This is a genomic window from Stenotrophomonas sp. STEN038 (assembly GCF_056759895.1).
The window spans coordinates 1-12558 of sequence record NZ_JBRRDW010000050.1; the positions used below are offsets into that span (position 1 = coordinate 1).

Sequence of the window (12558 nt, forward strand, 5' to 3'; positions counted from 1 at the left end):
TGCTGGTAACGCCTCTGCCGAGCATGGCTCGGCACTACCAATTCCGCCTGCATTGCTGGTAACGCCTCTGCCGAGCATGGCTCGGCACTACCAATTCCGCCTGCATTGCTGGTAACGCCTCTGCCGAGCATGGCTCGGCACTACCAATTCCGCCTGCATTGCTGATAACGCCTCTGCCGAGCATGGCTCGGCACTACCAATTCCGCCTGCATTGCTGGTAACGCCTCTGCCGAGCAGGGCTCGGCACTACCAATTCCGCCTGCATTGCTGGTAACGCCTCTGCCGAGCAGGGCTCGGCACTACATGTACAAAAAGCCCGGCTTTCGCCGGGCTTTTTGTTTGTTGCTGCTCAGGTGATCAGTTGATCAGAGCTGGGATTCCTGCACCTGCACCTTGTAGCGCTTGCGCATGCCGTCGACGTAGGCTTTGGCAGCAGCGGCGCCGTCGATCTGGCTCAGCTGGTCCTTGAGCATGGCCTGCTGGGCTTCCGGCACTTCGGTCGGGTTGCCCGGGGTCACCTTGGTGACCGCGAATACCGCATAGCGGCCCGGCTCCATCTCGACCTTGCCATAGCTGGGTTTGTCGCCGACCGGAGCCGCTGCAGTGAATGCAGCGCGGTTGGCTTCAGCGGTCGGCATCGGCGCGCTGCGCGGCAGGCCCGGCATCGGCAGCAACTGCAGCTGCTCGGGGCCAGCCAACGCCTGCAGGGTCTGACCACCGTTCAACTTGGCCAGCAAGGCATCAGCGGCTTTCTTCGAGGCCTCTTCGGTGCGGTGCGCACGCACCGCGGCAATCACCTGCTCACGCGCCTGCGCAAGCGGAATCGCCTGCTCCGGGGTGTGGGCGGTAACGCGGACCATCACGGTGTGGTTCGGGGCCAGTTCGATCGGGTCACTGACCGTGCCGTCCTCCTTCAGTGCGTCGGAGAACACGGCCTTCAGCACTGCCGGATTGGCGGCGATACCGCTGGCCGTGTTGCGGCCGAACGGGCCCAGCGTCTGCACCGGCAAGCCAACTTCCTTGGCAGCACCAGCCAGTTCGGTCGGGTTCTTGTAAACCAGATCCACCAAGCGACCGCTCAGGTCATTGAATGCCTTCTCGGTATCGGCCTGCAGCTGCTCGGCCGCCAGCTGGTCACGCACTTCCTCGAAGGGGCGACCTTCGCCACCCTTGATTTCGCGCAGCTGCAGCACGTGGTAACCGAACGCACTCTTGACCGGGCCAACCACTTCGCCCGCCTTCATCGCGAACAGCGCGTCTTCGAAGGATTTGTCCATCACGCCCTTCTCAACCCAGCCCAGGTCGCCACCGGCATCCTTGGAGCCCGGATCTTCCGAGTTGGCCTTGGCCAATGCGGCGAAGTCAGCACCCGGCTGCCTGGCCTCTGCTGCCAGCTTGGCTGCCTTGGCTTCTGCTGCCTTGGCGTCGCTGCCGGTCGCAATCAGGATATGCGAGGTAAGGCGCTGGTCAGCGCTGACAAAACGCGCCTTCTCGTCTTCGTAACGCTGACGCAGGGCGGCTTCGTCAGCCGCCGTTGCTGCCGGCATGCTGGCAGCGTTGAGCTCAACGTATTCGATGGTGACACTTTCCGGCTGACGGAAGTCCTTCGGATGCGCCTTGTACCACTGCTCGATCTCGGCATCGGTGACTGCAGCGGTATCCGCGGCAATCGCCGGCAACAGTGCGAATTCCACATCGCGGGTTTCGCCCAGCAGCTTCAGCAGACGCTCGCTCTCACCCTTGGTGGTGAAGCCCGAGCCGGCCAGCGCCGACGGAATGATCGACTGCTGCAGGCTGGTACGCACCAGCTGCTCGAACATCGCCGGCGTACGCGGCGGCATGCTCTGTGCCAGCGCCAGACGGTACTGGTCCGGATCGAACTTGCCGTCCTTCTGGAACGCCGGGATGGCAGCGATGTAGTCGCGAACGGCCTTGTCACCGATGACGATATGCGCGTCTTCGGCAGCCAGGCGCACCACCTGCTCGTCGATCAGCTGATCGAGCACGAGGCGCTTGTTTTCGGCGGTTTCAAACTCGCGCGGATCGAAGTTGTCGCCCTGCTGCTCACGCGCCTGCATGCGCGCCTGTTCAAAACGGGCACGGAAGTCCTCGACGCTGACTTCGTGGTGGTTCCAAAGGAAGGACATCGGCCACCATGAAGGTGCCGAGGTCCACCACGACGGCGGGGCCGACACTTTGGCAACGTTCTGTGCGCCGACGCCACCGAGGTAGCTGTTGTCGATCACAAACAGGAACGGGATCATCAACAGGCCCATGATCACCGTAACGATCCAGCCTGAGGTCTTGTCGCGAAGTTTCTGCAGCATGGGCAAATCGAGGCCTGAGTGGCGAGCCGGGCAGTTTAACCCGCTTCCTGCCCCGCGCCCAACTCGGCCGCTGCCAATGGCAGGCCAAAAAAAAGCCCCCGGCTTGCGCCGAGGGCTTTGAGACATCTGGCGGAGCGGACGGGACTCGAACCCGCGACCTCCGGCGTGACAGGCCAGCATTCTAACCAACTGAACTACCGCTCCACATTTAATTTTTTAGTTTTCTCTCTCTCTTGTGGAGTTTGAGAAAACAAGGCCCCCGATTTTGTCAGGGGCCAATTTGAAACTGGCGGAGCGGACGGGACTCGAACCCGCGACCTCCGGCGTGACAGGCCAGCATTCTAACCAACTGAACTACCGCTCCACACTTTCAAACTGTACTGCAATGCTTAACTTGGTGGGTGCTGAGGGTTTCGAACCCCCGACCCTCTCCGTGTAAGGGAGACGCTCTACCGCTGAGCTAAGCACCCCAGCTGAGCCGCTTAGTTTACAGCGTCTTTCAGAGCTTTACCAGCCTTGAAGGCAGGATTTTTTGCAGCAGCGATTTTGATCTCTTCGCCGGTCTTCGGGTTACGGCCGGTGCGCGCAGCGCGCTCACGAACCTGGAACGTACCGAAGCCCACCAGAGTCACGGCCTCACCCTTCTTCAGGGCCTTGGTGATCTCGGCGATGACGGCATCAACCGCACGGCCAGCTTCAGCCTTGGTCAGGTCAGCAGCACCGGCAACGCCATCAATCAATTCGGTCTTGTTCATTCTGTAAAACTCCCTTTGCGGTAATCCGCGGAATTATTGAGTGGCACCCGTACGTCCCCAAGACGCACGACTGCCGAAGAACCTGCAAACACGCCAACAAAAAAACACTGCCGCGTGAGTCGCACTTTTATACCAGCGCCCCCCTACCCGCGCAAGCTGAAAAGCCTTTAATGACGCGGGTTTTGAGGGGTTTTACGTTCACATTTCAGTGCTTGACGCGGGCCGTGGGAGCTGCCTTCGCCTTGCCGCGAACTGCGACACGCTGCGCACTTTTGCCGGCTTTCTTCGGCGCCAGCGGTGTTGCCAGCGCGATATCCAGCACTTCATCGATCCACTTCACCGGCACGATGGTCAGATCGCGGGTGACATTGGCCGGGATGTCCACCAGGTCCTTGCGGTTCTCTTCAGGGATGACCACGGTACGGATGCCGCCGCGCAGCGCGGCCAGCAGCTTCTCCTTCAGACCACCGATCGCGGTAACGCGACCACGCAGGGTGATCTCACCGGTCATCGCCACTTCGGCCTTGACCGGCACCTTGGTCAGCGTCGACACCAGCGAGGTCACCATCGCGATGCCGGCACTCGGACCATCCTTCGGCGTTGCGCCATCGGGCACATGCAGGTGGACGTCGTGCTTCTGCAGGAAATCCACGTCGATGCCGAGTGCCTCGGCGCGCGCGCGCACCACCGACAAGGCCGCCGTCGCCGATTCCTTCATCACGTTGCCGAGCTGCCCGGTGAGCGTGACCGCGCCCTTGCCCGGGATCAGCGTCGACTCGACCTGCAGCAGCTCGCCGCCGACTTCCGTCCACGCAAGGCCGGTAACCAGGCCGATCTCGTTTTCTTCCTCGGCACGGCCGAAGTCGAAACGCTGCACGCCCAGGTACTTGTCCAGGTTCTTCGCGTCCACTACCACCAAGGCCTTCGGCTTCTTGGCCGACTTCTTGGCGGCAGCCTTCTTCACCGGCTGCGGGCCGGCCAGGGCGATTTCCTTCACTACCTTGCGGCAGATCTTGGCGATCTCGCGCTCGAGGTTACGCACGCCGGATTCGCGCGTGTAGTAACGCACGATGCCGCGGATGGCATCTTCTTCGATCGCCAACTCTTCAGCCTTCAGGCCGTTGGCCTTGAGCTGCTTGCTCAGCAGGTAGCGCATGGCGATGTTGAGCTTTTCATCCTCGGTGTAACCCGGGATGCGGATCACTTCCATGCGGTCCAGCAGCGGACCCGGAATATTCAACGAGTTGGAGGTGGCCACGAACATCACTTCGCTCAGGTCCAGATCGACCTCGAGGTAGTGATCGTTGAAGGCGTTGTTCTGTTCCGGATCCAGCACTTCAAGCAACGCAGAGGACGGATCGCCGCGGAAATCCATCGACATCTTGTCGATCTCATCCAGCACGAACAGCGGGTTCTTGCTGCCGACCTTGTTGAGGTTCTGCACGATGCGGCCCGGCATCGAACCGACATAGGTACGACGATGGCCACGGATCTCGGCCTCGTCGCGCACGCCGCCCAGGCTCATGCGCACGAACTTGCGGTTGGTGGCCTTGGCGATGGACTGGCCAAGCGAGGTCTTGCCCACGCCCGGCGGTCCGACCAGGCACAGGATCGGGCCCTTCATCTGCTTCACCCGCGCCTGCACGGCAAGGTATTCAAGGATGCGATCCTTGACCTTGTCCAGGCCGTAATGGTCGGCGTCCAGCGTATCCTGCGCGACCTTCAGGTCCTTGCGGACCTTGGTGCGCTTCTTCCACGGCACGCCCAGCAGCCACTCAAGATAGTTGCGCACCACCGCAGCCTCGGCCGACATCGGCGACATCTGCTTGAGCTTGTTGAGCTCGTTCTTGGCCTTGGTCTCGACCGGCTTGGGCATGCCGGCTTCGGCGATCTTGCGCGCCAGTTCTTCCATCTCACCGGGCGCTTCATCCAGGTCACCCAGTTCTTTCTGGATGGCCTTCATCTGCTCGTTGAGGTAGTACTCGCGCTGGCTCTTTTCCATCTGCGATTTGACGCGGCCGCGGATGCGCTTCTCCAGCTGCTGCACGTCGATTTCGCCGTCGACCAGGCCGACCAGCATTTCCAGCCTGTCGCCGACCTGCAGGGTCTCCAGCAGCTTCTGCTTGTCGGCCAGGCGCACACCGATATGCGCGGCGATGGTATCAGCCAGGCGCGTCGGCTCTTCGATGCCGGCCAGGGTCTGCAACAACTCCGGCGGCAGCTTGCGGTTGGTCTTGACGTACTGCTCGAACAGCGACATCAGCGAACGGGCAATCGCCTCGATCTCACGCGGCTCGCGCGATTCGTCCGATTCGTCCGATTCGATTTCCATGCCATGGCCCTGCAGCGAGCCGTCCTGCTCATAGACCTTGTCCACGGCAACGCGGGACAGGCCTTCGACCAGCACCTTGATGGTGCCGTCGGGCAGCTTCAGCAATTGCAGTACCTGCGCCAGGGTGCCGACCGTGTACAGGTCGGCGGCCGCCGGGTCGTCGGTCTCAGCCGACTTCTGCGCAAGCAGCAGGATGCGCTTGTCGGCCTCCATCGCGCGCTCCAGCGCCTGCATGGACTTGTCGCGGCCCACGAACAGGGGGATGACCATGTGCGGGAACACCACCACGTCGCGTAGCGGCAGGACCGGCAGGTCGAGGACTTCGAGTTGGGACTGGGCCATGGGGGCTCCGAGATTCGGTGGAGGCTAAATAAAAAAGCCGATGGCCCCGTTATGGGGCCATCGGCGAGGTGTTGCAAGAGCTGTCGGAAGCTGAACGTGATCGGCGAAACCGCCTATTCACCTCAGTTCGCCCGGGTTCACTCGCCAGAGGCGGTTTTGACCGGTTCCGGCGGGGCCTGGTAGACGATGTAGGGCTCGGACTTGTTCTCGATGACCGACTCGTCCACGACCACCTTGCTGACGTTTTCCTGCGAAGGCAGCTCGTACATGGTGTCCAGCAGCACCGACTCGACAATGGTGCGCAGGCCACGGGCGCCGGTCTTGCGCTTGAGCGCCTTCTTGGCGATGGCCGACAGCGCATCGGGACGGAACTCCAGCTCCACGTTCTCCATCTCGAACAGCTTCTTGAACTGCTTGGTGATGGCGTTCTTGGGCTCGGTCAGGATCTGGATCAGGGCCGGCTCGTCCAGCTCTTCCAGGGTCGCGACCACCGGCAGGCGGCCGACGAACTCCGGGATCAGACCGAACTTGATCAGGTCTTCCGGCTCGACTTCAGCCAATACCTTGCCCACTTCCTGCTTGCGCTCGGCGCTCTTCACCTTGGCACCGAAACCAATGCTGCTGGTATCGGTGGAACGGGCCTGGATCACCTTGTCCAGGCCGGCGAACGCGCCGCCGCAGATGAACAGGATGTTCTTGGTGTCGACCTGCAGGAATTCCTGCTGCGGGTGCTTGCGGCCGCCCTGCGGCGGAACGCTGGCCACGGTGCCTTCGATCAGCTTCAGCAGGGCCTGCTGTACGCCTTCGCCGGACACATCGCGGGTGATCGACGGGTTCTCGCTCTTGCGCGAGATCTTGTCGATTTCATCGATGTAGACGATGCCCTGCTGCGCCTTCTCGACATCGTAGTCGCACTTCTGCAGCAGCTTCTGGATGATGTTTTCCACATCCTCGCCCACGTAACCGGCTTCGGTCAGGGTGGTCGCATCGGCCATGGTGAACGGCACGTTGAGCAGGCGCGCCAGCGTTTCGGCCAGCAGCGTCTTGCCCGAACCGGTCGGGCCGACCAGCAGGATGTTGGACTTGGACAGCTCGACGTCGTCGCTCTTGGAACGACTCTCGATGCGCTTGTAGTGGTTGTACACCGCAACCGCCAGCGTGCGCTTGGCGCGGTTCTGGCCAATCACGTACTGGTCGAGCACCTCGAGGATCTCGCGCGGCTTGGGCAGCGAACTGCGCGCCGACTGCGCCTTTTCCTCAAGTTCCTCACGGATGATGTCGTTGCACAGCTCCACGCATTCATCACAGATGAACACGCTCGGGCCTGCGATCAGCTTACGAACTTCGTGCTGACTCTTGCCGCAGAACGAGCAGTACAGAATCTTGCCACTGCTGTCCCCGGTACGACCTTGCCGGTCTTCGCTCATGCTTCGCTTACCCAGTTGCTTCCCCCTCTGAACAGGGGGTTCAATTTCGAGAATAGCACAGGGCCGGAGGGACATCAGTCCGATTCCGACCCTGCAAAATCAGGCCGATTTTCTGGCCGTTCAACGCATCAGGAGGCCTGGATGCTCTCTTCCGGACGGCGCTCCAGCACCTGGTCCACCAGGCCGTACGCCGCAGCTTCGGCCGCGCTCTTGAAGTTGTCACGCTCGGTGTCGCGGGCGATGGTCTCCAGGTCCTGGCCGGTGTGCTTGGCCAGCACTTCGTTCAGGCGCGAACGCAAGGTCAGGATTTCACGGGCGTGGATGTCGATGTCCGTGGCCTGGCCTTGGTAGCCGCCCAGCGGCTGGTGGATCATCACGCGCGAGTTCGGCAGCGCGAAGCGCTTGCCCGGCGCACCGGCAGCCAGCAACAGTGCGCCCATCGAGGCGGCCTGGCCGATGCAGGTGGTGCTGACGTCCGGCTTGATGTACTGCATGGTGTCGTAGATCGCCATGCCAGCCGTGACCACGCCGCCCGGCGAGTTGATGTAGATGCTGATTTCCTTCTCCGGGTTTTCCGATTCAAGGAACAGCAGCTGCGCCACCACAACGTTCGCCATGTGGTCGTCGATCGGACCGACCAGGAAAATCAGGCGCTCTTTGAGCAGGCGCGAATAGATATCGTAGGCGCGCTCGCCGCGGCTGGTCTGTTCGACCACCATCGGAACCATGTTCAGAGCTTTGGTTCGGTTGTCCATTACGTGAGGCACCTATTTTGGGAGGGAACTCCCCGCGCCGTGGCGCGGGGATGAAACACCACCAGCTTACTGGCGGATGGCTTCCTGGAACGTCAAGGCCTGCTCGGTGTGCTGGGCGCGCTCGGCGATCCAGTCGATGACCTGCTCTTCCATCACACGGTTCTGCAGACCCGACATAAGCTGGGGATCATTGCGGTACATCTCAATGACCTGCTCCGGCTCTTCGTAGGTCGAAGCGATCAGGCGCATGGTTTCGTTCAGGCGCTTCGGGTCCAGGCGCAGCTCGTTCTTGCGGGCCACTTCACCGACCAGCAGGCCGACCAGCACGCGCTTGGAAGCGGCGTCCTTGAAGCCTTCGTGGGCATCGGCCGGCACTTCGCCCGGGTTGCCGCCCTGGCGACGGATGGCATCGATCTGCTGGGCCAGCATCGAGCGGGCTTCGCCCTCGACCAGACGCGGCGGCAGCTCGACCGAGGAATAGGCGGCAATCAGCTGCTCACCCACTTCGCGACGCAGGCGGTTCATCAGCGCGCCCTTGAGCTCGCGCTCCAGGTTGGAACGGATGTCGGCGCGGAACTGCTCCACGTCGCCGTTCTTCACGCCGAAGCTCTTGATGAAGGCGGTATCGACTTCCGGCATGTCCTGCTCGGACACTTCGACGGCCTTGACGGTGACCTGCACGGTCTTGCCAGCCAGCGCCGGCACGCGCCAGTCAGCCGGGAACTCGACGTCCAGGGTCTTCTCTTCACCCTTGGCCAGGCCGATCAGGCCCTTTTCGATCTGCTCGAACATCATGCCCTGGCCGATGATGATGGTGCCCTTCTCGACACCCTCGGCCGGCAGACGCTCGTCGCCAGCCTGCGACCAGGTTTCCAGGCCGACCAGGTCGCCTTCCTGGGCGCCGCGTGCAACCGGCTTCCAGGTGCGGCGCTGGGCGCGCAGGTTCTCGATCATCTGGTCGATGTCGGCATCGCTGATGTCGGCGCTGTGGCGCACGACGGTCAGCTTGGTGACGTCGACATCGCCGAAATCCGGGATCAGCTCAACGGTGGCAACGAAGTCGAACTCGCCTTCGCCGGCCTTGTCGATGCGCGGGTTACCGGCAATGCGCAGCTCGTGCTGGCGCAGGGCGGCGTCAAAGGTCTCGCGCAGCAGGCCGTCCAGTGCCTCGGCACGCACCTGCGGGCCAAAACGCTGTTCGATCACCTTGGCCGGCACCTTGCCCGGACGGAAACCCTTGATGCGCGCGGTGCGCGCGATTTCGCCCAGACGGCCGCTGATATGCCCCTGCAGACGCTCTTCCGGCAGCGAGAAGCTCAGGCGGCGTTCCAGATTGCCGGTGGATTCGATCGAAGCTTGCATGTTGACTCCTGCCACCGGCGGCAACCGCGCCGGTTCGATGTGATGGATGAAACGGTTGTAGGGCGCGGTTATGCACCGCAGCCCTTTAGTTTGGCCGATATCGCCCGTGGCCGCCAGCGGGCAGACCCATACAGGTTGTCTGAAAAGGCCCGCAGCGGGCAGAGAACACCACTGACTGGTGCGAAAGGGGGGACTCGAACCCCCACGCCTTGCGGCACTGGAACCTAAATCCAGGGCGTCTACCAATTCCGCCACTTTCGCAATACTGACTCAGCGCAGCATTGTTGCAGGAGCGCCGGCAAAGCGGAAGCCAAGCGCGCCTGCGCACTGGACCAACCATCAGCGTCTGAACAATGACCGGGCGGCATGCCGCCCTGGCTAAGAAAAAAGCCGCCAGATTTCTCCAGCGGCTTCTTGATTTGGTGGGCTGTCAAGGATTCGAACCTTGGACCTATTGATTAAGAGTCAACTGCTCTACCAACTGAGCTAACAGCCCTGAAACTTCGAGGTGAATTCTACACTACAAGCGTGTTTCATGCACCCGCCCAAAACACCGGGCTTACATAAAAAGAGAAAGCCGCTGGATTGCTCCAACGGCATTCTTGATTTGGTGGGCTGTCAAGGATTCGAACCTTGGACCTATTGATTAAGAGTCAACTGCTCTACCAACTGAGCTAACAGCCCTGAAAATCAGGAGGCGAATAATGCCCCAATCCGACTTTTATTGCAAGCCCGGATTTCACTCCGAAGCCTTGAAACAGTGGGGTGGCTGAGGGGATTCGAACCCCCGACCACCGGAATCACAATCCGGTACTCTAACCAACTGAGCTACAGCCACCACTGAAACCTTACTCACCTACCGCTTGCACCAATTGGTGCGCCCGACAGGAATCGAACCTGTAACCGCCGGCTTAGAAGGCCGGTGCTCTATCCAGTTGAGCTACGGGCGCTCTGACCGGATTGTCGCACTCCAACACGCACTTGGTGAGTTGGATGGTCGGGGTAGAGGGATTCGAACCCCCGACATCCTGCTCCCAAAGCAGGCGCGCTACCAGACTGCGCTATACCCCGGCGGTGAATCTCTTCCCGATACCCCGGAAAGGTCGGCTATTGTGGGAAAAACGCACCAACCTGTCAACGGTAAATTTCATTTAATTTGAATTGGGTATGCTGGCATCCAATTCCCGCCCACTTCATAGCAACGGAGCATTGCATGCGCAGCGGCAACCCTGCCCTTTCCGATACCACTTTCCTCGACCTTGGCAGCGGCAGCGTGGTGTCACGCGGCGCCGATGCAATGACCATCAACGGCACCGTCAACAAGACCGGATTCCTGTTGCTGCTGGCCGCATTGACTGCTGCGTTCGCATGGAACGGCACCATCAGTGACAGCGGCGAGTTGCTGCCGGCAGCAAAGTTCTACATGTGGGGCGGCCTGATCGTCGGCTTCATCCTGTCGATGGTGACCATCTTCAAGAAGACCTGGGCACCGGTCAGCGCGCCACTGTACGCACTGGCCGAAGGCCTGTTCCTCGGCTCGATATCGGCGGTTTACGAAGTGCGCTTCAACGGCATCGTGTTCCAGGCCGTGTTGCTGACCTTCGGTACACTGTTCGCATTGTTGTTTGCCTACCGCAGCGGTCTGATCAAGGCCACCGAGAACTTCAAACTGGGTGTGGTTGCAGCCACCGGCGGCATCGCCCTGGTGTACCTGGCGACGATCGTGCTGGGCTTGTTCAACATCAACATCCCCTACATCCACGGCTCGGGCCTGATCGGCATCGGCTTCAGCCTGTTCGTGGTGGTGATCGCCGCGCTGAACCTGGTGCTGGATTTCGACTTCATCGAAAGCGGCGTTGAAGCCGGCGCACCGAAGTACATGGAGTGGTACGGCGCGTTCGGACTGATGGTCACCCTGGTGTGGCTGTACATCGAGTTCCTGCGTTTGCTGTCGAAGCTGCAGTCGCGCAACTGAGGTTGCTGCAGGTTGTTTGCGAAGGGCGCCCAATGGGCGCCCTTTGTTTTGTAGTGCCGAGCCATGCTCGGCAATGGCATTACCGACAAGGCCCCTGCCGAGCATGGCTCGGCACTACAACTGGCCCCGCCCTTTGCCGAGCATGGCTCGGCACTACGCACACAAAAACGGAGCGCTTTCGCGCTCCGCTTTTTTGTACCAGCAACTACCGCAGCTACACTCAGAGGCGGCTGGCGATGGCCTGGGCGAAGCCCATGGTGGAGCCGGTGCCGCCCAGGTCGCCGGTCAGCGAATCCTTGGCTTCCATCGTGGCAACGATGGCCTTGCGCAGGCGCTCGGCGTTTTCCGGCTGACCGACGTGGTCAAGCATCTGTGCAGCGCCCAGCAGCAGCGCGACCGGGTTGGCCTTGCCCTGACCGGCGATGTCCGGTGCGGTGCCGTGCACGGCTTCGAAGATGGCCGCGTCAACGCCGATGTTGGCACCCGGGGCCAGGCCCAGGCCGCCGACCAGACCAGCGCACAGGTCGGAGATGATGTCGCCGAACAGGTTGGTGGTGACGATGATGTCGAACTGTTCCGGACGCATCACCAGCTGCATGCAGGCGTTGTCGACGATCATTTCCTGGAACTCGATTTCCGGGTACTTGGCGGCGACTTCGCGCGCCACGTCCAGGAACAGGCCCGAGGTCGACTTGATGATGTTGGCCTTGTGCACGGCGGTGACCTTCTTGCGGCCGGTGCTCTTGGCCAGCTCGAAGGCGTAACGCACGATGCGCTCGGAGCCCTTGCGGGTGATGCGGGTGCCGGAGAACGCGGTCTCGCCGTCGGCCGACACTTCCTGGCCTTCGGCCAGGTAGGCGCCTTCGGTGTTCTCACGCACCGTGATCATGTTGATGTTCTCGTAGCGCGACTTGGTGTTCGGGAACGAGATGGCCGGGCGCACGTTGGCGTACAGGTCGAACTGGCGACGCAGGGCAACGTTGATCGAGCTGAAACCGCCACCGACCGGCGTGGTCAGCGGGCTCTTCAGGGCGACCTTGTTCTTCTTGATCGATTCCAGGGTGGAAGCCGGGATCAGCTCACCGTGCTTTTCCAGCGCGGCCAGGCCGGCGTCGGCGAACTCATAGCTCAGGCCAGCGCCCAGCTTGTCCAGCACGAACAGGGTGGCGTCCATGATTTCCGGGCCGATGCCATCGCCGCGGATGACGGTGATTGTCTGCGTCATTTCTAGGTATTCCGAACAGGGAGGAGGAATGCGCCATCCGGCTGCCCGGAACCCGGCG

At 61.6% G+C, this 12558-nt stretch carries 8 protein-coding genes and 9 tRNA genes; 1 reads left to right on the top strand and 16 read right to left on the bottom strand.

The features are described 5' to 3' along the window. Nucleotides 1–365: 365 nt before the first annotated feature. From ACVOLS_RS17155 to ACVOLS_RS17225, 15 genes are all read right to left on the bottom strand, one after another. On the bottom strand, nt 366–2327 hold the full coding sequence (locus tag ACVOLS_RS17155) for a peptidyl-prolyl cis-trans isomerase (RefSeq protein ID WP_481546632.1): 1962 nt from the start codon (nt 2325–2327) through the stop codon (nt 366–368). Between the two features lie 127 nt (nt 2328–2454). Beyond that, nucleotides 2455–2531, bottom strand: a tRNA-Asp gene (locus tag ACVOLS_RS17160). An 83-nt stretch (nt 2532–2614) separates the two neighbouring features. Next, nucleotides 2615–2691 (bottom strand) — tRNA-Asp (locus ACVOLS_RS17165). Between the two features lie 31 nt (nt 2692–2722). Beyond that, a tRNA-Val gene (locus ACVOLS_RS17170) sits at nt 2723–2797 on the bottom strand. 12 nt (nt 2798–2809) lie between these two features. Next, entirely contained in the window at nt 2810–3082 is a 273-nt protein-coding gene (locus ACVOLS_RS17175) for an HU family DNA-binding protein (protein WP_481513476.1), read from the bottom strand. Between the two features lie 205 nt (nt 3083–3287). Beyond that, nucleotides 3288–5756, bottom strand: coding sequence for an endopeptidase La (gene lon / locus ACVOLS_RS17180; RefSeq protein WP_481546633.1), 2469 nt, complete (start codon nt 5754–5756; stop codon nt 3288–3290). Nucleotides 5757–5893: 137 nt separating this feature from the next. Next, on the bottom strand, nt 5894–7183 hold the full coding sequence (clpX, locus tag ACVOLS_RS17185) for an ATP-dependent Clp protease ATP-binding subunit ClpX (RefSeq protein WP_481546634.1): 1290 nt from the start codon (nt 7181–7183) through the stop codon (nt 5894–5896). A gap of 128 nt (nt 7184–7311) precedes the next feature. Beyond that, nucleotides 7312–7938 (bottom strand): ATP-dependent Clp endopeptidase proteolytic subunit ClpP, encoded by a 627-nt coding sequence (clpP, locus tag ACVOLS_RS17190; RefSeq protein ID WP_057629317.1) that lies wholly within the window; start codon nt 7936–7938, stop codon nt 7312–7314. 66 nt (nt 7939–8004) lie between these two features. After that, entirely contained in the window at nt 8005–9300 is a 1296-nt protein-coding gene (tig, locus tag ACVOLS_RS17195; protein WP_481546635.1) for a trigger factor, read from the bottom strand. Nucleotides 9301–9476: 176 nt separating this feature from the next. Then, nucleotides 9477–9561, bottom strand: a tRNA-Leu gene (locus ACVOLS_RS17200). A 159-nt stretch (nt 9562–9720) separates the two neighbouring features. Beyond that, nucleotides 9721–9796: transfer RNA gene (locus ACVOLS_RS17205), tRNA-Lys, on the bottom strand. Nucleotides 9797–9908: 112 nt separating this feature from the next. Continuing rightward, nucleotides 9909–9984: transfer RNA gene (locus tag ACVOLS_RS17210), tRNA-Lys, on the bottom strand. A 77-nt stretch (nt 9985–10061) separates the two neighbouring features. Further along, a tRNA-His gene (locus tag ACVOLS_RS17215) sits at nt 10062–10138 on the bottom strand. A 35-nt stretch (nt 10139–10173) separates the two neighbouring features. Continuing rightward, nucleotides 10174–10250, bottom strand: a tRNA-Arg gene (locus ACVOLS_RS17220). Between the two features lie 44 nt (nt 10251–10294). Continuing rightward, nucleotides 10295–10371 (bottom strand) — tRNA-Pro (locus ACVOLS_RS17225). Nucleotides 10372–10513: 142 nt separating this feature from the next. Here ACVOLS_RS17225 and ACVOLS_RS17230 point away from each other — a divergent pair. Further along, a complete protein-coding gene (locus ACVOLS_RS17230) occupies nt 10514–11275 on the top strand; it encodes a Bax inhibitor-1/YccA family protein (RefSeq protein WP_481513480.1) in 762 nt (253 codons plus the stop codon). 220 nt (nt 11276–11495) lie between these two features. On the opposite strand, the gene ACVOLS_RS17235 is transcribed toward ACVOLS_RS17230, so the two are convergent. Then, nucleotides 11496–12500 (bottom strand): isocitrate dehydrogenase, encoded by a 1005-nt coding sequence (locus ACVOLS_RS17235; RefSeq protein WP_481517251.1) that lies wholly within the window; start codon nt 12498–12500, stop codon nt 11496–11498. Nucleotides 12501–12558: the final 58 nt, after the last annotated feature.